At 72.7% G+C, this 21,872-nt stretch carries 18 protein-coding genes; 10 read left to right on the plus strand and 8 right to left on the minus strand.

What is annotated here, in order from left to right:
* Window positions 1-325 precede the first annotated feature (325 nt).
* Window positions 326-2,377, minus strand: a complete 2,052-nt coding sequence (gene dnaA / locus ACWDBE_RS13135; RefSeq protein ID WP_449807969.1) for a chromosomal replication initiator protein DnaA — start codon at window positions 2,375-2,377, stop codon at window positions 326-328.
* Window positions 2,378-2,515: 138 nt separating this feature from the next.
* Between dnaA and rpmH the strand changes: the two genes are divergently transcribed.
* The 9 genes from rpmH (at window position 2,516) to ACWDBE_RS13180 (ending at window position 9,195) form a co-directional block, all read left to right on the plus strand.
* Entirely contained in the window at window positions 2,516-2,653 is a 138-nt protein-coding gene (rpmH, locus tag ACWDBE_RS13140; protein WP_030059672.1) for a 50S ribosomal protein L34, read from the plus strand.
* Between the two features lie 18 nt (window positions 2,654-2,671).
* Window positions 2,672-3,100 carry a ribonuclease P protein component gene (gene rnpA, locus ACWDBE_RS13145; RefSeq protein ID WP_392868684.1) on the plus strand — a complete coding sequence of 143 codons (429 nt, stop codon included), beginning with the start codon at window positions 2,672-2,674 and terminating at the stop codon, window positions 3,098-3,100.
* The gene (gene yidD, locus ACWDBE_RS13150) at window positions 3,097-3,468 is read left to right on the plus strand and encodes a membrane protein insertion efficiency factor YidD (protein ID WP_402409082.1); all 372 of its coding nucleotides are present in this window, start codon (window positions 3,097-3,099) and stop codon (window positions 3,466-3,468) included. Before rnpA ends, yidD begins: the two co-directional genes overlap by 4 nt.
* Entirely contained in the window at window positions 3,465-4,622 is a 1,158-nt protein-coding gene (gene yidC / locus ACWDBE_RS13155; RefSeq protein ID WP_449807970.1) for a membrane protein insertase YidC, read from the plus strand. The genes yidD and yidC overlap by 4 nt, the downstream gene beginning before the upstream one ends.
* A gap of 82 nt (window positions 4,623-4,704) precedes the next feature.
* Window positions 4,705-5,235 (plus strand): Jag family protein, encoded by a 531-nt coding sequence (locus ACWDBE_RS13160; protein WP_392868679.1) that lies wholly within the window; start codon window positions 4,705-4,707, stop codon window positions 5,233-5,235.
* A gap of 159 nt (window positions 5,236-5,394) precedes the next feature.
* Window positions 5,395-6,213, plus strand: coding sequence for a 16S rRNA (guanine(527)-N(7))-methyltransferase RsmG (gene rsmG, locus ACWDBE_RS13165; RefSeq protein WP_449787888.1), 819 nt, complete (start codon window positions 5,395-5,397; stop codon window positions 6,211-6,213).
* Between the two features lie 271 nt (window positions 6,214-6,484).
* Entirely contained in the window at window positions 6,485-7,429 is a 945-nt protein-coding gene (locus tag ACWDBE_RS13170; protein WP_449788097.1) for a ParA family protein, read from the plus strand.
* Window positions 7,426-8,445 (plus strand): ParB/RepB/Spo0J family partition protein, encoded by a 1,020-nt coding sequence (locus ACWDBE_RS13175; protein WP_449807971.1) that lies wholly within the window; start codon window positions 7,426-7,428, stop codon window positions 8,443-8,445. Before ACWDBE_RS13170 ends, ACWDBE_RS13175 begins: the two co-directional genes overlap by 4 nt.
* A 132-nt stretch (window positions 8,446-8,577) precedes the next feature.
* On the plus strand, window positions 8,578-9,195 hold the full coding sequence (locus ACWDBE_RS13180) for a GNAT family N-acetyltransferase (protein ID WP_449787886.1): 618 nt from the start codon (window positions 8,578-8,580) through the stop codon (window positions 9,193-9,195).
* A gap of 89 nt (window positions 9,196-9,284) precedes the next feature.
* Here ACWDBE_RS13180 and trxA read toward each other — a convergent pair whose 3' ends face one another.
* The 7 genes from trxA to ACWDBE_RS13215 all read right to left on the minus strand — a co-directional run bounded on the left by trxA (window position 9,285) and on the right by ACWDBE_RS13215 (window position 19,969).
* Window positions 9,285-9,611 carry a thioredoxin gene (gene trxA / locus ACWDBE_RS13185; protein WP_392868671.1) on the minus strand — a complete coding sequence of 109 codons (327 nt, stop codon included), beginning with the start codon at window positions 9,609-9,611 and terminating at the stop codon, window positions 9,285-9,287.
* Between the two features lie 130 nt (window positions 9,612-9,741).
* Complete coding sequence (gene trxB / locus ACWDBE_RS13190) at window positions 9,742-10,707, minus strand: thioredoxin-disulfide reductase (protein ID WP_449787885.1); 966 nt, start codon at window positions 10,705-10,707, stop codon at window positions 9,742-9,744.
* Window positions 10,708-10,880: 173 nt separating this feature from the next.
* Complete coding sequence (locus tag ACWDBE_RS13195) at window positions 10,881-11,876, minus strand: hypothetical protein (protein WP_449807972.1); 996 nt, start codon at window positions 11,874-11,876, stop codon at window positions 10,881-10,883.
* Window positions 11,873-12,583 carry an RNA polymerase sigma factor SigM gene (gene sigM / locus ACWDBE_RS13200; RefSeq protein ID WP_449807973.1) on the minus strand — a complete coding sequence of 237 codons (711 nt, stop codon included), beginning with the start codon at window positions 12,581-12,583 and terminating at the stop codon, window positions 11,873-11,875. Before sigM ends, ACWDBE_RS13195 begins: the two co-directional genes overlap by 4 nt.
* Window positions 12,584-12,625: 42 nt before the next feature.
* Complete coding sequence (locus ACWDBE_RS13205; protein WP_449787882.1) at window positions 12,626-14,587, minus strand: protein kinase family protein; 1,962 nt, start codon at window positions 14,585-14,587, stop codon at window positions 12,626-12,628.
* A 303-nt stretch (window positions 14,588-14,890) separates the two neighbouring features.
* The gene (gene murJ / locus ACWDBE_RS13210; protein ID WP_449807974.1) at window positions 14,891-17,365 is read right to left on the minus strand and encodes a murein biosynthesis integral membrane protein MurJ; all 2,475 of its coding nucleotides are present in this window, start codon (window positions 17,363-17,365) and stop codon (window positions 14,891-14,893) included.
* A 57-nt stretch (window positions 17,366-17,422) separates the two neighbouring features.
* Window positions 17,423-19,969, minus strand: a complete 2,547-nt coding sequence (locus tag ACWDBE_RS13215; RefSeq protein ID WP_449787880.1) for a DUF6049 family protein — start codon at window positions 19,967-19,969, stop codon at window positions 17,423-17,425.
* Window positions 19,970-20,358: 389 nt separating this feature from the next.
* Between ACWDBE_RS13215 and ACWDBE_RS13220 the strand changes: the two genes are divergently transcribed.
* Window positions 20,359-21,783, plus strand: a complete 1,425-nt coding sequence (locus tag ACWDBE_RS13220) for a CCA tRNA nucleotidyltransferase (protein WP_449788096.1) — start codon at window positions 20,359-20,361, stop codon at window positions 21,781-21,783.
* The last annotated feature ends 89 nt before the right edge of the window (window positions 21,784-21,872 follow it).

Below are 21,872 nucleotides of genomic sequence, written 5' to 3' on the forward strand. Positions count from 1 at the left end.
CCGTTGTGCACAAGTCCACAGGCACCTGACCTGCGCGGAAGAGCGTAGCGGTGACGGGCCTGTGGACGAATTCTGGATAACTCCGCACCCTCCACCCTGTGGACGGTGGAGAAGGGGCCGGTCCTGTGGACAACGGCCTTGCGCGCCCTCGGTTTTCGAATCACCGGTCAGTTGTTCGGCGCGGGCTGTGGACTGGCGGATCGTCCGTCGACCGCATCCCTGCCCCGTCGGGGCGCGGCGCACACCTGTGGACACGCGAAAGGGGCGTCAGGATTCGCTCCTGACGCCCCTGGGCCCGTCTCGTGGCGGCGCTGCGCCGCGCCGGCTAGCTCTTGATGCGGTTGGTGAGTTCGGTGACCTGGTTGTAGATCGAGCGCCGCTCGGCCATCAGCGAGCGGATCTTGCGGTCCGCGTGCATCACCGTGGTGTGGTCACGGCCGCCGAACTGCGCGCCGATCTTCGGCAGCGAGAGGTCGGTGAGCTCGCGGCAGAGGTACATCGCGATCTGCCGGGCCGTCACCAGCACCCGGCTGCGCGAGGATCCGCAGAGGTCGTCCACGCTCAGGCCGAAGTACGCGGCCGTCTGCTGCATGATGACCTGTGCGGTGATCTCCGGTCCCGCGTCCTCGTCCCCGCCCGGGATCAGGTCCTTGAGGACGATCCCGGCCAGCTCCAGGTCCACCGGGGCCCGGTTGAGGTTGGCGAAGGCCGTCACCCGGATCAGCGCGCCCTCGAGCTCCCGGATGTTCCGGGTGATCCGGGACGCGATGAACTCCAACACGTCGGCGGGAGCGTTGAGTTGTTCCTGGATCGCCTTCTTGCGCAGGATCGCGATCCGGGTCTCCAGCTCCGGCGGGGTGACGTCGGTGATCAGACCCCACTCGAAGCGGTTGCGCAGCCGGTCCTCCAGCGTGGTCAGCAGCTTGGGCGGCCGGTCCGAGGAGAGGACGATCTGCTTGTTCGCGTTGTGCAGGGTGTTGAAGGTGTGGAAGAACTCCTCCTGCGTGGACTCCTTGCTCGCGAGGAACTGGACGTCGTCCACGAGCAGGATGTCCATGTCCCGGTAGCGGCGGCGGAAGGTGTCCGCCTTGCCGTCCCGGATCGAGTTGATGAACTCGTTGGTGAACTCCTCCGAGGACACGTAGCGCACCCGGGTGCCCGGGAAGAGGCTGCGCGAGTAGTGCCCGATGGCGTGCAGCAGGTGGGTCTTGCCCAGCCCGGACTCGCCGTAGATGAAGAGCGGGTTGTACGCCTTGGCCGGGGCCTCGGCGACGGCCACCGCCGCCGCGTGCGCGAAGCGGTTGCTGGCGCCGATGACGAAGGTGTCGAACAGGTACTTGGGGTTCAGCCGGGCGGCCGGCTCGTCCTTGCGGGAGCCGCCGGCCGGGGGAGCGCCGGGCGGGGCGGGCACGCCGGGGACGCCGGGCCGCTCGGCGGAGCGTTCCGGGGCGGACTTCTCCGCCGGGCGTCCGCCGGTGGGGCGGGAGCCGCCGGCCCGGCGTCCTGCGCCGGTGCGCGGCTGCTCGTTCGGGCCGGGGCCGTAGGCGCCGCCGAAGAGGTCGCCCTGGGTGGTCGCGGGCGGGCCGGGTACGGGCCGCGGCGGCCGGGGCGCGTGCTCCTCCGGGTCGCGGTAGGCCGGCGGCTGCTCCTGGTAGCCCTGCCAGCCCGGGCCGCCGCCGGGGCCGCCGTACGGGGCCTGGCGCTGCTCGTAGCCGCCGGTGTCGTAGCGGGGGCGCTCGTAGTCCTGCTCGTACGGCTGCGCCTTCTCGTAGGGCTGGCCGTGCTCGTACGGCTGCTGGTAGCCCTGGCCGCCGTAGTCGGAGTCGTCCTCCCCGGCCGGGCCGGGGTAGGGCTCGGCGGGGGCCTGGGGTGCGGGCGCGGGGGTGGTGGGCACCGCGTTGGCGTCGACCATCACGGCGATCCGGACCGGGCGGCTGAGCTCGCGGCTGAGGGCCTCGGTCAGCTGCGGCAGCAGCCGGCCCTCCAGCACCTGCTTGGCCCGCTCGTTCGGGGTCGCCAGCAGGGCGGTGTCGTGCATCATCCACATCGGTTGGGTGCGCTGCACCCACTGCTTGTCCATCTCCGCGACATCGGGGTCGCTGACCAGCCGCTCGACGACCCTGGCCCAGACCGGGACGAGGTCGCTGTTGACATCAGCCACTGGTGCACGCTTTCCAAGAACAAACCAGACAAGTTCTGCAACGGTAGTCAGCGAACAGGGTGGGATCAAGTCGTTGTCCACAGGCTGTGGGTAAGACGGGTCGGGAGCGGCTGGTTTGACCCTCGCGCCCCGTCCCGCGTACCGTAACCAGGTCGAGTTGTCGATGGCCGCTGCCGCATGTCCGCGGGTCCACCCGCTCCATAAGGCGCGCAGCACGGGCGCCGTGGATTGCCTCAGACCCCAGCCGAACTGGGGCGATGGGCCGGATTTCCGAAATCAGGGGAGATCACGCGGACGCACGGTGACGGCCAAGCGACTCCCCGTCATCCTACGATTCACCTCAGGAGCCCCCGAGTGAGCAAGCGCACCTTCCAGCCGAACAACCGTCGTCGCGCGAAGACCCACGGCTTCCGGCTGCGTATGCGTACCCGCGCCGGCCGCGCCATCCTGGCCGCCCGCCGTGGCAAGGGCCGCGCCAGCCTGTCCGCCTGATCCGCGCCAGAGTCTGTTGTGCTGCCCTCCGAGAATCGGCTGCGGCGGCGCCAGGACTTCGCGACCGCGGTGAAACGCGGTCGCCGGGCCGGCCGGCCCCTTCTGGTCGTCCATCTCAGCAGAGAGGGTGACCCGCAGGGGCAGACCGACCGGACCAGCGACTCCCGCCCGCACGTCGCCGAGGGGACTCCTTCGGCGCGTGCGGGTTTCGTCGTGAGCAAGGCCGTCGGCCCGGCGGTTGTCCGCAACCTGGTCAAGCGCCGGTTGCGCCACCTCGTTCGTGATCGTCTCTTCAGGCTGCCCGCCGGTAGCCTGATAGTGGTGCGTGCGCTGCCCCAGGCCGCGACCGCCTCGTACCAGGACCTCGAACGTGACCTGGACGCGGCACTGAAGCGGTTGCTGAGGACGGAGCCCGCCGCCACGGCGCCGACGGGAGCAGGTCGATGAAGTACCTGCTGATGGGTCTGATCAGGGTCTACCAGTGGACCATCAGCCCACTGCTCGGTCCGGTCTGCCGCTATTACCCCTCCTGCTCGCACTACGGCTACGAGGCCGTGAAGGTGCACGGGGCGGTCAAGGGCGGCGGGCTGACCGCGTGGCGAATCCTGCGCTGCAATCCGTGGACGCCCGGCGGGGTCGATCACGTCCCGCCGCGCAAGCATCCGGTGTGGCACCGGCGGTTGCGAGACTGGTTGAACAGCCGGTCCGCCACCGGAGACCCGGTGACCGCCACCCCCGCCGGTCCGGACCCCGAGGGCCCGGCGACCATTGGCCCCGTGCGGCCAATCCACCTGTCCAAGGAGCCTGACCGGTGACCTTCTCCTTCCTGAATCCCCTGTACACAGCGGTGTCCTGGATCATCGTCCAGTTCCACTCGCTGTACAGCCACATCTTCAATCCGGACGGTGGCTGGGCCTGGGGCCTCGCCATCGCCTCGATGGTGGTCGTCATCCGGATCTGCCTGATCCCGCTCTTCGTGAAGCAGATCAAGGCGACCCGGGCCATGCAGGCGATCCAGCCGAAGATGAAGGCCATCCAGGAGCGCTACAAGAACGACCGGCAGCGCCAGTCCGAAGAGATGATGAAGCTGTACAAGGAGGCGGGTACCAACCCGTTCTCCAGCTGCCTCCCCATCATCGTCCAGGCGCCGTTCTTCACCGCCCTCTACGGTGTGCTCGCCAAGGTCGCCAAGGGCCAGGACATCGGCGTCATCCACGGTGACCTGCTGGTGAGCGCCGGCAAGGCGCACATCTTCGGCGCCCCGCTCTCCGCGACCTTCGTCAGCAGCCCCGAGACCAGCGTCAAGATCGTCACCGCCGTGATGATCATCCTGATGTCGCTGTCGCAGTTCATCACCCAGCGCCAGCTGATGACGAAGAACGTCGATCTCACGGTGAAGACGCCGTTCATGCAGCAGCAGAAGATGCTGATGTACGTCTTCCCGATCATGTTCGCCGTGATGGGCATCAACTTCCCCGTCGGTGTCCTGGTCTACTGGCTGACCACCAACGTCTGGTCGATGGGCCAGCAACTGGTCGTCATCCACAACAACCCGACCCCGGGCAGCAAGGCCTTCCAGGAGCGCCAGGCGCGCCTGAAGAAGGCCGGCCGACTGCGTCCGGACGGTACGGAGATCAAGGGCGCGCTCTGGGGCATGCTGCCCCCGTCCAAGGCGGCCGTCAGCGAGGCGGCCAGCGCCGCCGCGGTGGTCGAGGAGGCGGCGCAGGTGCGCCGCCAGCAGCCCCGTCGGCAGAGCAAGTCCCAGCGCCAGCAGGGCGGTGCCGGACAGCCGACCGTCGAGCTGGACAAGGACACCCCGGCCGAGGAGCCGGCCGACTCCGCACCCGCCGAGTCCGAGGGCAAGCCGGCGGCCGCCAAGCAGGCCGCGGCCAAGCCCGCCGGTACCAAGCAGGGCACTCGGCAGCAGCCGAAGCGCGGCGGCGGCCAGCGGCCGAAGAAGAAGTCCTGACCGGCCCCGAGCCCGTCGTGACAGCCGCGAAGAGCTTCGTCCCCGGCCCGACAGACGGGCCCATCTCCGAAGGAGTCCATCAGTGACGGAAGGCACCACCTCCGCCGTCGAGGCCGAGGCCGCCGCCAGCGCCGACGAGAGCCTCATCTCCCGCCTGGAGCAGGAGGGCGACATCGCGGCGGACTACCTGGAGGGTCTGCTCGACATCGCCGACCTCGACGGTGACATCGACATGGACGTCGAGGGCGACCGCGCCCTGGTCTCCATCGTCAGTGACGGCAACGACCGCGCGCTGCAGCGCCTGGTCGGCCAGGACGGCGAGGTGCTGGAGGCTCTCCAGGAGCTGACCCGGTTGGCTGTCCACCGGGAGACCGGTGAGCGCAGCCGCCTCATGCTGGACATTGCCGGCTTCCGGGCCCGCAAGCGGGAGGAGCTGGCGGCGCTCGGCGCCAAGGCCGCCGAGCAGGCCAAGAGCACCGGCGAGCAGGTCAAGCTGCGGCCGATGACGCCCTTCGAGCGCAAGGTCGTCCACGACGCGGTCGCCGCGGCGGGCCTGCGCAGCGAGTCCGAGGGCGAAGAGCCCCAGCGGTGCGTGGTCGTGCTGCCGGTCTGAGGCCGACAGGTCGACGACCGACCGCCACGGCGGCCGGAGAGCTTCACCGGACGCGACCCCGTCCGCCTCGTGCGGGCGGGGTCGTCGTCCCTTCTGGGATGTTTCACGTGAAACAGTGCGTTGAGCGGGTCGGTGGATCCGGGGATCGGAGAGGTCGAGATGGACACGGAGAACGCGGCCGCCGGCCGGCCGGGGGCGGACGTGGACCCGGCCGCTGAGGGGCGGGCCACCGGGGCGGAGCAGTTGGCCGAGGCGCCGGCCGTAGCCCGGGAGGTCTTCGGGGAGCGCTACGACGCCGCGGTCCGCTACACCGAGCTGCTGGCCACGGCGGGTGTGCAGCGCGGGCTGATCGGGCCCCGTGAGGTGCCCCGGCTCTGGGACCGCCACGTGCTGAACTGCGCGGTGCTGGCCGAGCTGCTGCCCTCCGGCATCACGCTGTGCGACGTCGGATCCGGGGCCGGTCTGCCGGGCATCCCGGTGGCGCTGGCCCGTCCGGACGTCTCGGTGACGCTGCTGGAGCCGCTGCTGCGCCGGACCACCTTCCTGGAGGAGGTCGTCCGGGAGCTGGGGCTGGACAACGTCACGGTGCTGCGCGGCCGCGCCGAGGAGATGGTCGGCAAGCTCGCGGTGGACGTGGTGACCGCCCGGGCGGTGGCGCCGCTGGACCGGCTGGCCGGCTGGGGCATGCCGCTGCTGCGTCCGCACGGGCAGATGCTGGCGCTCAAGGGGGACAGCGCGGAGCAGGAGCTGGCCGACTCGCGGGCCGGGCTGGCCAAGCTGGGCGCGGTGGAGTCGAGCGTCATCGCGGTCGGCGAGGGCACCCTGGAGACCTCCACCCGGGTGATCCAGGTGAAGGCGGGGGAGAGCCCCGGCGGCGTGAAGGCGGCCACCCGGCGCGCCAAGGCGGCCCGGGCGGGCCGCAACGCGAGCGTCCGCAACGGTGAGCGCGGCCGGGCCGGGCGGCGCCGCGGCCGCTGATCCGGGACTCCGGACACGTGACGACGACGGGCGGACGGGCCTCCTGAACGGGAGGGGCGTCCGCCCGTCGTCGTTCAGGTGACGGTCCGGCCGACGCCGGAACACCGGAGTGTCGCAACGTCAGAATTCCGACATAGCGGGCATGGTGTTTCACGTGAAACGTCGCTCCTTGCTCTCGGGCATCCTCCGCCGTGACCGGGCGGCGACTGTTGCCGCTCCGGTTTCACGTGAAACACTGACCCCCATGCAGGACTCGGAGACCGTCGACCAGATCGATGACACGCCCATCGCACGGGCTGCCCAGGCTGCGGTTCGAGCGATCGGCCGAGCGGGTGCGGGACTGCCCCGGCCCGTCGCCACCCGGGTGATCGTGGTCGCCAACCAGAAGGGTGGGGTGGGCAAGACCACCACCACCGTGAACATGGCCGCCTCGCTCGCCATGCACGGCCTACGCGTCCTGGTCGTCGACCTCGACCCGCAGGGCAACGCCTCCACGGCGCTCGGCATCGACCACCACGCCGAGGTGCCGTCCGTCTACGACGTCCTGGTGGAGGGCAAGCCGCTGGCCGACGTGGTACAGCCGGTGCGCGACGTCGAGGGGCTGTTCTGCGTCCCCGCCACCATCGACCTGGCCGGCGCCGAGATCGAGCTGGTCTCCCTGGTGGCCCGGGAGAGCCGGCTCCAGCGCGCCATCGCCGCCTACGAGCAGCCGCTCGACTACATCCTGATCGACTGTCCGCCCTCGCTGGGCCTGCTGACGGTCAACGCCCTGGTCGCCGGCCAGGAGGTGATGATCCCGATCCAGTGCGAGTACTACGCGTTGGAGGGCCTCGGCCAGCTGCTGCGCAACGTCGAGCTGGTGCGCGCGCACCTCAACCCCGCACTGCACGTGTCGACCATCCTGCTCACCATGTACGACGCCCGGACCAGGCTGGCCGCCCAGGTCGCCGAGGAGGTCCGGACCCACTTCCCGCAAGAGGTGCTGAGCACGGCGATCCCGCGCTCGGTGCGCATCTCGGAGGCGCCCAGCTACGGGCAGACGGTGCTCACCTACGATCCGGGCTCGACCGGGGCGCTCTCCTACCTGGAGGCCGCCCGCGAGCTCGCGCTGCGTGCGGTGGGCCGGGGCGGCTCGCTGGTGGGTCAGCAGCGGGACGGCCAGACGGGGCACGGAGCCCCGGTGGCACAGCACGGCACGACGGAGGGTCATCAGTGAGTGCTCGCAAGGTTGGTCTGGGTCGAGGGCTGGAGGCGTTGATCCGCCCCGCCGCGCCGGTGGACGGCGGGGCGGCAGCCGCACCCGCACCGGCCCCGGTGCGGCCGCTGCCGGGCGGCCGCGGCACGGTGGCGGCCCGGGTGGCCGCGGAGAAGCAGGCCGCGCAGGTGCAGCCGGCCGGTGCCTACTTCGCCGAGCTGCCGCTGGACGCGATCACCCCCAACCCCCGCCAGCCGCGTGAGGTCTTCGACGAGGACAAGCTGGCCGAGCTGGTCACCTCCATCAAGGAGGTCGGGCTGCTCCAGCCGATCGTGGTGCGCCAGGTCGGTGCCGACGGCTTCGAGCTGATCATGGGCGAGCGCCGCTGGCGCGCCTCCCGGGAGGCCGGGCTGGAGCGGATCCCGGCGATCGTCCGGGCCACCGAGGACGACAAGCTGCTGCTGGACGCCCTCCTGGAGAACCTGCACCGGGCCGAGCTGAACCCGCTGGAGGAGGCGGCCGCCTACGACCAGCTGCTGCGGGACTTCTCCTGCACCCACGAGGAGCTGGCCGACCGGATCGGCCGCTCGCGCGAGCACGTCACCAACACCCTGCGGTTGATGAAGCTCACGCCGTCCGTCCAGCGCCGGCTGGTGGCCGGAACGCTGATGGCCGGGCACGCCCGGGCGCTGCTCGGTGTGCCGGACTCCGACGAGCAGGAGCGGCTGGCCAAGCGGATCATCGCGGAGGGTCTCACGGTGCGCAACATCGAGGAGATCGTCAAGGTGATGAAGCTGGAGCAGAAGCCGAAGCGCCAGGCGCCGAAGGCCGGCAAGCTGAACTCCCCGGCGTTCAACGACCTGGCGAGCCGGCTGTCGGACCGCTTCGACACCCGGGTCAAGGTCGAGGTGTCGCAGCGCGGCGGCAAGCTGGGCAAGGGCAAGGTGGTGCTGGAGTTCGGCTCGGTGGAGGACCTGAACCGGATCCTGGACAGCATGGCCCCCGGTGAGGACGGTCTGCGGCTGTCGCAGGGCTGAGCCGGACCGGCCGGCCGAGGGGAACGACCCGATGGGTGCGTGTTCCACGTGAGCGCTGTTTCACGTGAAACATGCACCCATCGGCGTTCGTGGGGGAATGCTCGACCGTGAGAGGGAGGAGGAGGTGGGGCCATGGGACGGCGGATCGCTCCGCTGACGCTGGACAACCTCGGGGACCTGCCGACCGGCTGCCGCTCCTGCGTGTTCTGGGAGCTGGACCCGGTCAGCGCGAGGGAGGCGGTGGAGGCGGGCAAGCCGGAGCTGGAGAAGGAGGGGTGGATCTCCACGGTGCTGCTGGAGTGGGGCTCCTGCGGCCGGATCGTCTACGTGGACGACCAGCCGGCCGGGTTCGTGCTGTACGCGCCACCCGCCTACGTCCCCCGCTCACAGTCCTTCCCGACCAGTCCGGTCTCGCCGGACGCCGTTCAGCTGATGGTCAGCCGGGTGCTGCCGGGCTACCAGCGCCAGGGGCTCGGCCGGGTGCTGGTGCAGACCGTGGCCAAGGACCTGATCGGGCGCGGGGTGCGGGCGATCGAGGCCTTCGGCTCGTCCGGGCGGGTGCCGACCAGCTGCGTGCTGCCGGCCGACCACCTGCTCGCGGTCGGCTTCAAGACCGTCCGCCCGCACCCGCGCTACCCGCGGCTGCGGCTGGAGGCGCGGACGACGCTCTCCTGGCGGGGGGACGTGGAGGGGGCGCTGGAGCGGCTGCTCGGCGGCGGGCGCAAGGAGCCGGCACTGCGGCCGTTCTGAAACCCGTCCGGCGGGTCCCGGCAGAACGACGGCGGCGGGGCTCCCCACCGAGGGGAGCCCCGCCGCCGTGCGGTCGACGACCGGAAGGCCTAGATGAACTCGGCCAGCTCGCGCAGCAGCGCGGCCTTCGGACGGGCACCGGTGATGGACTTCACCGGCTCGCCGTCCTTGTAGACGATCAGGGTCGGGATCGAGATGACGCCGTACTTGGCGGCGGTCGCCTGGTTGGCGTCCACGTCGAGCTTGGCGATGGTCAGCTTGTCGCCGTGCTCGGCCGCGATGTCGTCCAGGACCGGGGCGACCTGGCGGCACGGGCCGCACCAGGTGGCCCAGAAGTCGACCAGTACGGGCTTCTCGCTCTTCAGGACGTCGTTCTCGAACGTCGCATCGGTGACGGTGGTGGTGGCGCCGGCCACGGGAACTCCTCGGGTTAGGACGGAGGGGACTGCTGCCGGGAGAACAACGGATGGGCCCGTTCTGTTTCTGCCCGGCCGGGGCGGGGGTGTTTCACGTGGAACACCCCCGCGGGGGTGGATCGGGGAGGGTTCAGACCGCGACGGCGGCGGCCTTGGACTCCAGGTCGTCCAGCGCGGCCAGGTAGCGCTCGGCGTCCAGGGCGGAGGAGCAGCCGGTGCCGGCGGCCGTGATGGCCTGGCGGTAGGTGTGGTCCACGACGTCGCCGGCGCCGAACACGCCCGGGATGTTGGTCCGGGTGGAGGGGGCCTCGACCTTGAGGTAGCCCTCGGCGTCCAGGTCCAGCTGGCCCTTGAAGAGCTCGGTGCGCGGGTCGTGGCCGATCGCGATGAACAGACCGGTGACGGCCAGCTCGCGGGTCTCGCCGGTGGTGGTGTCGCGCAGGGTGACGCCGCTCAGCTTCGGGTCGCCGTGGATGGCCTCGACCGCGCTGTCCCACTCGAAGCGGATCTTCGGGTCGGCGAAGGCGCGCTCCTGCATCGCCTTGGAGGCGCGCAGGGTGTCCCGGCGGTGGATGATCGTGACGCTCTTGGCGAAGCGGGAGAGGAAGGTCGCCTCCTCCAGGGCGGTGTCGCCGCCGCCGACCACTGCGATGTCCTGGTCGCGGAAGAAGAAGCCGTCGCAGGTGGCGCACCAGGAGACGCCGCGGCCGGAGAGCTTGTCCTCGTTCGGCAGGCCGAGCTTGCGGTGCTGGGAGCCGGTGGTGACGATCACGGCGCGCGCCCTGTGGACGTTCCCCTCGGAGTCGGTGACGGTCTTGATGTCACCGGTGAGGTCGACCGCGACGATGTCGTCGGGGATCAGCTCGGCGCCGAAGCGCTCGGCCTGGGCCCGCATGTTGTCCATCAGCTCGGGGCCCATGATGCCGTCCCGGAAGCCCGGGAAGTTCTCGACCTCGGTGGTGTTCATGAGCGCACCACCGGCGGTGACGGCCCCCTCGAAGACCAGCGGCTTGAGGGAGGCACGGGCCGTGTAGAGCGCAGCCGTGTACCCGGCCGGGCCGGAACCGATGATGATCACGTTACGGACGTCGCTCACTGCTTCTCCTGGTTCGCATCGCGACCCGCGTTTGCTGCGGGGAGGGCGGTCCTGCTCCGCCGCCCGGGACAACGACTGACCAGTGTCTCGCATTCCCAGGCGGATCAGTACCAGGCGCCCGGGGTCCGGAAGCGGCGTGGCGCCATCGGCGTGGATCGCATGGGAACCGCCGGTCAGCGGCTGGGAACGGTCTGGTGGAGGACGACCGGACCGCAGTCGGGGGAGCGCAGGTAGACGTCGACGAAGCCGGGTCGGCCGGGCAGCGGGTAGACCAGGACGTCGACCGGAGCACCGTGGTGGCTGCCGCGGTCGGTGGCCAGCGGGGTGCCGTCGGCGGGGGCCGGGCAGCCCGAACCGGTGGGGGAGCCGGTTGGCGGGGGCGAGTCGGGCTGCGGGCGGGCGCCGTCGGCGGGCAGGGCGGTCTCGGACTTGGCGGGTCCGGTGGCCCGCAGCCCCGGGGGGTTCTCCGAACGGGCGAGCAACTGCTGGACCTGGGTGGCGAGTTCGTCCTCGCGGTAGTCGGTGCCGGCGCCCGACAGGTGCGGGATGCCGTGGCCGTCGGCGGTGGTGCTCTGGGCGCCTCCCGCGGTGGCCGTCACCGGGTCGGACCGGTCGTCGGGGTGCAGCAGCAGTGCCCCGCCGAGCCCGAGGGCGGCCAGGGCGGCGGCCGTGCCGAGCAGCAGGGAGAAGCGCCGCCGACGGGGGCGGGCACGACCGGGGCCGGTGGCCGGTCCGGGCCGTCCGGAGGGGCGGTCCCCGGGCCCCGCCGCGGGCCGGGAGGCGGCGGAGGAGGGCGTGACGGGCGCCGTGGCGGCGTGCGGGGGCCCGGCCGGGGCCTCGGTCCGGCGGCCCGCCGCGGAGGCCTCCTGCGGCCGCTGGCCGGCGTCGGGTCCGCTCCCGGCGGCCCCTTCCGCGGCGGCCCCGGCCAGCGCCGCGTCCAGCCGGGCGGCGACGTCGGCCGGCATCGGCGGGGTCTCGACGTCGCCCAGCAGGGCCTGGACCTCGGCGAGCGCGTCGACGGTCTCCCGGCACTCGGCGCAGTCGTCCAGGTGTCGCCGCAGCGCCGCGGCGGTGTCCGGGGAGTCGATCAGCCCCTCGGCGTGGTCGGCCAGCTGCTCGACCGGGGGGTGGCCGTCGGCGGCGTCGGGGAAGGAGGGGTGGGCGTTCATCGGGTGCTCGCGTCTCCTTCCAGGACCGTCCGGCCGGCGCCCGGGCCCGTCCCTGTGACGGCTCCGGGGCGCTTCGGGTTCCCCGTGGTGCCCCGGCGCGGCGGGGCCGAGCCGGGCGCGGGCGCTGTTTCACGTGAAACATCCGGCTCGCGCAGGTGCCGGACGAGGGGGAGGAGCCGGGCCCGGCCGCGCGCGCAGCGGCTCTTCACTGTGCCCACCGGGACGCCCAGCAGCTCGGCGGCCTCGGCCACCGGGTAGCCCTGCATGTCGACCAGCACCAGCGCGACCCGCTGCTCCGCGGGCAGCTCGGCGAGTGCTGCGGTCAGCTCGCGGTGCAGCTCGGCCCGGACCACCGGGGAGTCGGCCGGCTCGGCGGCGCCGACCAGGGTGTCCAGCCGCTGCGGGTCCTCGTCGAGCGGGGTGGTGCGGCGGGTGGCGCTGCGTCGGGCGCGGTCCAGGCAGGCGTTGACCACGATCCGGTGCAGCCAGGTGGTGACCGCCGAGCGGCCCTGGAAGCCGGCGGCGGCGCGGAAGGCGGAGACCAGGGCGTCCTGGAGGGCGTCGGCGGCCTCCTCGCGGTCACCCAGGGTGCGCAGTGCGACCGCCCAGAGCCGGTCGCGGTGGCGGTCCACCAGCAGGCCGAAGGCCGCCGGGTCGCCGGCGACGTGCCGGGCGAGCAGTGCCGCGTCGTCGTCCGCCACCGTCACGCCTCGACCCCCTGCCCTCGTGCCGGATCCACCGAACCGCGGTCAGCCGAAGACCTTGACCTCGGCGACCTGGCCGGTGAATTTCCCGGCGCCATCCTTCGGCAGAGCGGTCAGCCAGAGCAAGAGGTAGCGCGTGGTGACCGGGGTGTCGAGGGTGTATTCGGCGTTGGCCCCGTTCTTCTTGCCGACGACCGTGAAGCCGTCGAGCCTGGCCGACATCGGGTTGGCGGCGGCCGCCGCCGTGGGCACCCGCAGTTCCGCGGTGTGCTCGCCGCCGAACTGGACGCTCACCGAGGAGACCGCCTGCGGCGAGCCGAGGTCGATCAACAGGCCGGTGCCCGACTTGAGGGCGGGGGCCTTGAGGCCGAACTGGTCGTTGTACCACTGGGTGTTCCAGACGGTGTTCGGGTCGCCGTCCACGGCCTTCGCCGGGTTGTCGCTGCCCTCGGTCCCGTCACCCGGCTGGGTGTACGACTGCGCGCCCTTGACGGTGAGCTGCACCGGGTTGTGGGTGCTGGCCTGCGGGCTCGGCGCGGTGCTGCTGACCGACGGGGCCGGGGACGCGGTGGGCCCCCCGGTGTGCCGAAGGGTGTCGACGAACTGCCAGGAGGCGACGCCGATCGCGCCCAGCGCGACCGTCCAGGCGGTGGCCTTGATCACCCGGCGCAGACGCCGCCGGGCGCGCCGGGAGGAGACGGGGCGGGACGAGGCCGGCAGCGGGGCGACGGTGGTGTCGGCGACCCGGGTCGGGTTGGGGGCGGTGGGCAGCGCGTGGGTGTTGTGCCGGGGCGGGGTGGGGAAGGCGGGCAGCTCCGGCTCGGGCTGGCGGATCCGGGGCATCTGGGCGATCGCCCGGACCAGCTCCTCCGGTGTGCTGATCGGCCGGGCGTGGTGCGGCGGCTGGTCGAACAGCGCCCGCGCGGCGAGCTCGGACAGGCCCTTGTGGACCCCGGCGCGGACCTGGTCGGGCGCGGCGTTCTGGAGGCCCTTGGGCAGGCCCTGGAGGTCGTAGCGGTCCTCCGGGTACGGCCAGCGGTGGGTGAGCGCGGCGAACAGCAGCGCGCCGATCGCACGGGTGTCGGCCCGCTGGGCGTCCTCGGCCCCCTCCTCGGGCAGCCCGCGCAGCGCGGCGTCCACCGCGATGCCGTTGATCCGGTACTGGCCGCTGTCGGTGCGCAGCACGCAGCGCGGGGTGAGCCGCAGGTGGGCCTGCCCGCGCCGGTGGGCGGCCGCGACGGCGTCGGCGACCTGGCGGACCATCTGGTACGCCTCGTGCGGCTCCATCGGTCCGTTCGCGAGCAGCTTGGCCAGGTCGGAGGAGTGCGGCAGCCACTCCCGCACGACGTAGACCAGCTCGCCCTCGTGGACGGCGTCCAGCACCTGGACGAAGCGCGGGTCGCCGAGCAGTGCGGCGGACTTGGCCGCGGCGAGCACCTTGCGGGCCCGCTGGTGGCCGGAGGCCATCAGGTGGACGCCGACGGCCCGGCGCAGCTTCTCGTCGACGGCGCGCCAGCTGCTGAAGGTCTCGGTCTGGGAGATGCACTCCTCCAGCCGGTACCGGTGGCCGATCATGTCGCCGCTGCGGCGCTGCGGGGCGGGGAGGGTGCGCGGGAGGGTGGCGGTGTCGCGCGGGTCGACCGTGGGCTGCGGGTCGGTGGGGCGGCGCGCGGGTCGGGCGGGTTCGGGGGCGGGCTTCTTCCGGGGGGAGCCGGCGGCCAGTTCGGCGCGCAGCTCCTGGACCGAGAGCGGGGCGGTGATCTCCGAGGTCTCCTCGCCGGAGGCGGCCTCCGGTCCGGCCTCCGGCGTGTCGTCCACGGCCTCGTCCGGCTCGGTGCGCGCGGCGGCGGCAGCGGTGGTGGCGCCCTTGCGGCGGGCGTCCGCGGAGGCGCCCTCGCCGGCGTCCTCCGAGCCCGCGAGCTCGTCGATCGCCGCGGCCAGCGCGGCCTCGTCCGTCGCCGCGTCAGCTGCTGACGTGTCGACGACGGCCTTGGTGCCATCAGCCACCGTGGTCCTGCCTCCCCTTGTGTCGCCCCGGCCTGAGAGAGTCGCTGGAGCCCGAGGGTCGGCGGCCCTGTGCTCCAGGACAATTGTGCCCACTCTTCTCCACCGGGTACGACCGCTGGGACGTCCGCGCGGTTGCATGCGGGTGGAGAGATGTGGTGCAGATCCGACACCGGGTCGCCATCCGGCGGCCGGACGGACCCCGACCGACGGGTGACGCAGCACTCGGCCGGACGAGCGGAGGAGCGTGCCGCTCCCGTTGACGCCCGGTCAGGGCGCCCGCTCGTCCGGCCGGTGGTCGGACGGTCAGCGGCCCAGTCGGCCGCGGACCATGCCCAGCATGGAGTTCAGTTCCTCGATCCGCAGGCGCTTCGCGATGAGCACGAAGACCGCCAGCTGGAGGCCGCCGGCCACGACCAGGGCCGCCACGCTGCCCGCCCAGCCGCCGAGCACCTGCTGGACGCCCAGGCTGGCACCGAGGCCGACCAGAGCGGCCGGGACGCCGGCGGCGGCCAGCCGGCTGTACGTCCGGCCGATCCGCTTGGTGTCCAGCCCGCCGATCCGCTTCTTCAGCTTCGGCATCGCGACCGCCACTCCGATGGCGTAGGCCAGGCCGTAGCCGAAGGCGAGGCCGGTCACCGTCCACTCGGCGGGCAGCACCAGCCAGCACAGCAGCGCGAAGCCGGCCTGGCAGGCCGCCACCCAGACGGTGTTGGAGAACGGGGTGCGGGTGTCCTCGTAGGCGTAGAAGCCGCGCAGCATCACGTACTGGGCGGAGTACGGGATCAGGCCCAGCGCGAACGCGGAGAGCATCAGGCCGACGTTGGTGGCGTCGTTCAGGACGGTGTCGTTGCCGCCGACCGCGTAGATCGCCCGGCCGATCACCGGCCCGAGGGACAGGAACAGGAAGGCCGCAGGGACGACCGCCACCGCGGTGGTGCGCAGACCGTAGGAGATGTCGTCGCGCACGGCTCCGGCGTCCTCGTCGGCCGCCGCCCGGGAGAGCCGGGGGAGCACCGCGCTCATGATCGACACGGTGATCACGGCCTGCGGGAGCTGCCAGATCAGCAGCGCGTTGGAGAACGCCGCCAGACCGACACCGTTGTGGCCGGCCGCCGCAGCGGCGGCGCCCGCCTTGGTGGACAGCTGGGTGATCACCAGGTAGCCGGCCTGGTTGGCGAGCACGAAGAAGAACGTCCACTTGGCCAGCCGGGCGGCCTTGCCCAGGCCGTGGCCGCGCCAGTCGAAGCGCGGCCGGAAGCGGAACTCGGCGGCCCGCAGGTACGGGATCATCGCCAGCGACTGGACGGCCAGACCGATCAGGGTGCCGAGGCCGAGCAGCCGCACGCCCTCGGGGGAGATGCCCTCCGGGGTGACGTGGGTGGTGCCGAACCCGCCGTAGACCCAGATGTAGGCGGAGAAGGTGAAGATCACCACGATGTTGTTCAGGACCGGGGTCCACATCATCGCGCCGAAGCGGCCACGGGCGTTGAGGATCTGCCCCATCACCACGTGGATGCCCATGAAGAAGATGGTCGGCAGGCAGTAGCGGGCCATCGCCACCGTGGTCTCGGCGCTCTCCGGGGTCGCCATCGTGGAGTGGGCGATCATCTGCACCAGCACGGGTGCCCCGAGCACGGCCAGGAAGACCACGCCGCCGAGCCCGACCATCACCAGGGTGAGCAGTCGGCTGGCGTACGCCGTGCCGCCGTCCTCGTCGTTCTTCATGCTGCGCACCAGCTGCGGCACGAAGACCGCGTTCAGCGCGCCGCCGCCGATCAGGATGTACAGCAGGGTCGGCAGGGTGTTCGCGGCGTTGTACGAGTCACCCATCACGCCGACGCCGATGGCCGCGGTGATCACCATGGTCCGGACGAAGCCGGTGCCGCGGGAGACCAGCGTTCCGGCCGCCATGATCGCGCTGGAGTTCAGCAGGCTGGAGACCTTGCCGCCGCCGGCCGCCCTGGCGGGCTCGGCGGCGGGCGCGGGCGCCTGATGGGCGGCCCGCTCCTCGGCGACGACGTCCGCGAGCGGCTCGACCGCCGGGGGCACCGCTACGGCGGCCACCTGCATGGTGGCCTCCTCCTCGGAGAGCGGCGGGTCGAACTCGATCGGCGGCACGAAGTGGTGCTGTCCGCCCGGGGCGCCGCCGTGCGGCGGCTGCCCCTGGTAGCCGGTCGCCGGGGGGTACGGCGCGGGGCCGGCCGCGGGGGCGGTCGGCTGGACCGGCTGGGGTGCCGGAGCGGGCTGGGGGACCGGCGGCTGGGCCGCGGCCTGTGCCGGGCGGCCGCCGAACAGCGCGTCCACCCCGACGTACTCGGTGGTCTCGGTGTCCCAGGCGGAGTGCGCCGGGCCCGGCTCCCACTGCGGCCGGGGCTGCTCGGCGCCGCCCCAGTGCCCGCCGGTGGCCTGCGCGGGGGCGGACTCCTGCGGCCAGGCGGCCTGGGCCGGGGTGTCCCAGCCGGGCTGCACCGGCGGCACCGGGGCCGAGAACTGCTCCGCGGCCTGGTACGGGGTCGGCGGCACCGGCGTCGGGTAGCCGCCGCCCTGCGGCGGCAGCTGCGGCGGCACGTCGTACGCGGCGGCCGGCGGCTGGGGCGCGGCGGGCCGACCGGCCCGCAGACCGTACGGGTCCTGGCCGTCCTGCGGGTGCCCGTACGCGTCCGCCGCGTACGGGTCCTGGGCGTAGGTGTCGGCCACGTACCAGTCGCCGGACGGCGACTCGGCGCCCGGCCGGCTCTCACCGCGGCCCGACGGCCGCTCCTCGCTGCGCCCGGTCATGTCACCTCTTCGCTGTCGTGGGGGAGGCCGGCCCGGCGGTGCGGGGGATCGGCGGTATCAAGGACCAACCTTCTCATCACTGGCGGCCCGATCCCGGCCATCCGGGCTGCTGCCACGCGGTGTCTGCGCGGGACCGTCACCGGGGGCGCCGTCCGGGCCGTCGGTCCCGTCCGGTGCCGGGGGCCCGGCGGGATCCGCCGGCCGGTCCTTCGAGGAGGCCTCCGCCGCGTCCTGCTCCGCGTCCCGCGGCGTGTCCTGCTCCGCGTCGCCGCCGTCCGTCGCCGGGCCGTCCCCGACCGGCTGGTCGCCGTCCTCGTGCGGCTGCCCGCCACGCCGCTTGCGCTGGCGCATGAAGCGCAGGGCGGCCAGCAGCAGCAGGACGCCGGCACCCGCGAAGATGTACAGCACCCCGTTGGTGACCGAGGTGACCTCCACCCGGAACTGCTGCGGCTCGCCGTACGGCCGGGAGTCGGGGCCGGTGGTCCACAGCTGGGCGGTCATCGCGACCGACCCGTTGTTGTGCGCCTCGGCGTTGAAGCGGAGCGTCACGCTCTGCGAGGCCGGGAGGACCAGCTCCTCCTCCTTGCTCACCCGCAGCCTGTTCGGCTGGGCCGAGGTGAGCACCAGCTTCAGGTTGGTGACCGTCTGGGTCAGGTCGTTGCGGACGCTGACCTGGAGCAGACCGGTGTCGCCGGACAGGGTGACCACGTTCTTCTTCGGCACCTGGACGGCACCGGTCAGTTCCTTCAGGTACTTCTGGACGCCGGTGCGGTAGGTGCTCCCGGCCGCCGGCTGGCTGCGCCACTCGGTGGACAGCGAGCGGACCATCGCGGCGCTGAACGGGCCGCGCACCCGCTGCGGCAGGGTGAGCACCCGCATCAGGGTGTCCAGGTCGTGCTGGATCCCGTCGGTGCTGCTCAGGTCGTCGGCCGGCAGCTCGGAGGCACGGGCCTGGGTCGGGTAGTCGGTGGGCGCAGGGACGGCGGTGTTGGCCTTCGGGTCGGCCGCGGACTGGGCCACCGCGTCCAGCTTGACCGAGGAGATCCACTTGCCGTCCGCCGTCTGGAGGGCGCTCGCCAGCGCCTTGGCGCCGGTGGCGCTCAGCTCGCGCGGGGGCATGACCAGCAGCCCGCGCTGGTTCTGCGGCTGCTCGTGGGTGATCGCGAAGGTCTCGGCGAGGAAGCGCTGGGTGGACTCGGTCTGCGCCTGCGGGCTGCTCAGGTCCCGGTCGAAGAGTGCGGAGACGGTCTCGTCGGCAACCACGGCGGTCTGCCCGTTGCCGATCGGACGGGCCGCGCTCGGGGTGTAGTTGAGCGAGTCCGCCTCCGGCATGCTCCCGCCGTTGACCAGCACCGTCCCGCTGCCCGCCTGCTGGGCGAGGGCGGCGATCTGCTGGTCGAGGTAGCCCTGGTACGGCCAGGCGACGTCCGAGCGGGTGTCCACCGAGAGCCGGCCCTCGACGGTCAGCCGGCCGGCCGTGGCCGCCTTGCTCAGCGCGGTGGTCATCCCGGTCAGGTCGGAGCCGTTGTGGGCGATCGAGGCGAGGTCCGGGTCGGCGTACGGCAGTGAGACCACCTGGCTGCCCGGCTTGGCCACGGCGGCCCGCAGCTTGTCCAGCCAGGCGACGGCGGCGGCCGAGGGCTGCACCTGGACGGTGTTGTCGTCCTTGGCCGACTTGCCCGACGCCTCGGTGCCCGGCTTCTGCACCCGGTAGGGCCTGGTCATCGCGAGCGCGGCGTCCAGCAGGTCCGGGTCGATCACCCAGGTCAGGCCGTTCAGCTTGGCACCGGTGTCGACCAGCTCGTACAGCCGGCCGCCCGGGGCGAACTCGGCGGACAGGCTGTCGTCGCGCAGCACCGCGATCGTCTGGTCGTTGCCGTCGGTGCTGGTCTGGGCGGCCACCACCGGGGCGTGCACCAGCGGCCAGATCGTGGTGACCTTCGTCGGCTGCGCCTCGGCGCCCGCGTTGTACGGCAGGAACGTCCGGGCGATGCCCAGGGCGCGGTCGCGCGGGTTGTCGGCCGTGCCGCCCCAGGCGTCCACCGCGAGCTCGTACGCACCGCTCGCGGAGAGCCCGAGGTCGCCCACCGCGACGCTCAGGGTGTACGGCTGGCTCTGCCCCGGGCCCAGCTCCGGCAGGGCGTACTGCGGGCTGTCCAGCTCGACGCCGTCCCTGTTGTCCGGCGTGGAGCGGGCGGCCACGTTGGCCAGGTCGCTGCGCCGGTCCAGCGGCCTGCCGGTGTTCGGCTTGCGGACGGCCGCGTGGGCGCCCTTGACCGCCGACTTGCCGGCGTTGGCGACGTGCCCGGTGATCGTCACGGTGCCGTTCGGGACGGCCACCTGCGGGTTCAGCGTGTCGATGGTCACCACCACGGGGTACTCGGCCGTGGCGGTGGAGTCGCCGGCCGGCCGGACGTTGCCGCCGGCCGGCAGCGCACCGGCCGGGGAGGCCGTGAAGAGGGTCAGGACGGCCGCGCAGGCCGCGGCCAGGCGCAGGCCCGCACGGCGTGCCCGCCGGGCCGGATGACGCCCCTCGGCGGGGCGTTCGGCCCGTCCAGGCTGTCGGTGCGCCCCCAGGCCCGAGTGCCGTGCCGGCTCACTCACTCGCTTCGCCCTCGCCGTTCTCGATCGTTCGCTGCTGATGCTGTCCGTCCGGCGCGGTCCGCCCGACGGTCTTCGCCTGACCCTCTTGGAACTCTTCGCCCGACGCCTGGAACCCTTCGCCCGACGCCGTAGCCGCACCGTTGCCGCGGGTAGGTTCCGCGGTGGTCGCGGCGCGCGACACCGCATCCCCTGTCCGGTGCCCGAGACTCGTCCACCGGCATGGTAACGATGCAGCCCGTGGTGCAGTGTTGCGGGCTGTGGGGTGAGACGCCCAGAACGCGCGGGCGGTTGACCTGTCCGGCCACGTACCCTTGTGAGCCGTGTCCACTGCCAATGAGCCCACCGCGCGCACCGACCGTTCCAGCACCGCCGTCCAGGTCGTACCAGGCCTGAGCGAGGCCCAGACCCTCGGCCTCCAAGAGCTGCTGCGGGTGTCGCCGGTCGCCGACGAGATCGCCCGCCGGTTCCAGGCGGCCGGTCACCGGCTGGCGCTGGTCGGCGGGTCCGTCCGGGACGCGCTGCTCGGCCGGCTGGGCAACGACCTGGACTTCACCACCGACGCCCGCCCGCAGCAGGTGCTCAAGCTGGTCAAGGGCTGGGCGGACGCGGTCTGGGACGTCGGCATCGCCTTCGGCACGGTCGGCGCCCGCAAGGACACCCCCGAGGGTTCCTTCCTGATCGAGATCACCACCTACCGCTCCGAGGCGTACGACCGCACCTCGCGCAAGCCCGAGGTCAGCTACGGCGACACCATCGAGGAGGATCTGGTCCGTCGGGACTTCACGGTCAACGCGATGGCCGTCGACCTGCCCGGCCGCGGCTTCGTCGACCCGCACCACGGCCTGGAGGACCTCGAGGCCCGGGTGCTGCGCACCCCCGCCACCCCCGAGGAGTCCTTCTCCGACGACCCGCTGCGGATGATGCGGGCCGCCCGCTTCGCGGCCCAGCTGGACTTCGACCCGGCGCCCGAGGTGGTCGCCGCGATGACCGCGATGGCCGAGCGGCTCACCATCGTCTCCGCCGAGCGGATCCAGGCCGAGCTGAACAAGCTGCTGCTGGCCAAGCACCCGGTGAAGGGCCTGCGGCTGCTGGTCGACACCGGCCTGGCCGGGTACGTGCTGCCCGAACTGCCCGCGCTGCGGCTGGAGCGCGACGAGCACCACCGGCACAAGGACGTCTACGAGCACTCGCTGACCGTCCTGGAGCAGGCCATCGACCTGGAGCAGGACGGCCCGGACCTCACCCTGCGGCTGGCCGCGCTGCTGCACGACATCGGCAAGCCGCGCACCCGCCGCTTCGAGCTGGACGGCCGGGTCTCCTTCCACCACCACGAGGTGGTCGGCGCCAAGATGACCCGCAAGCGGATGCGCGAGCTCAAGTACTCCAAGGAGCTGACCGAGGACGTCTCGCGCCTGGTCGAGCTGCACCTGCGCTTCCACGGCTACGGCGGCGGCGAGTGGACCGACTCCGCGGTGCGCCGCTACGTCACCGACGCCGGGCCGCTGCTGGAGCGCCTGCACAAGCTGACCCGCTCCGACTGCACCACCCGCAACAAGAAGAAGGCCGCCGCGCTCTCCCGTACCTACGACGGTCTGGAGGCCCGGATCGACGAGCTGAAGGCGCAGGAGGAACTGGACGCCATCCGCCCGGCGCTGGACGGCAACCAGATCATGGAGCTGCTCGGCCTGACGCCCGGCCCGCAGGTCGGCAAGGCGTACAAGCACATGCTCGAACTCCGGCTGGAGCACGGCCCGATGGAGCACGAGGAGGCGGTCTCGGCGCTGCGGGCCTGGTGGGCCGAGCAGCAGGGCTGAGCCAGAGCCCGACACGGCAGAGGGGTGGGGGCCGCCCGCCGGGGGGGGGCCCCCCACGGCCGGGGGGGGGGTGGGGCGGGAGGTTGGTA

This window comes from Kitasatospora sp. NPDC001132 (genome assembly GCF_053598415.1).

Bases quoted from the DNA above. Each gene is read 5' to 3' on its own strand.
- yidD (WP_402409082.1), top strand. From the start codon at position 3,097: ATGAAGTACCTGCTGATGGGTCTGATCAGGGTCTACCAGTGGACCATC.
- rsmG (WP_449787888.1), top strand. From the start codon at position 5,395: ATGGACACGGAGAACGCGGCCGCCGGCCGGCCGGGGGCGGACGTGGAC.
- ACWDBE_RS13180 (WP_449787886.1), top strand. From the start codon at position 8,578: ATGGGACGGCGGATCGCTCCGCTGACGCTGGACAACCTCGGGGACCTG.
- ACWDBE_RS13195 (WP_449807972.1), bottom strand. From the start codon at position 11,876: ATGAACGCCCACCCCTCCTTCCCCGACGCCGCCGACGGCCACCCCCCG.
- murJ (WP_449807974.1), bottom strand. From the start codon at position 17,365: ATGACCGGGCGCAGCGAGGAGCGGCCGTCGGGCCGCGGTGAGAGCCGG.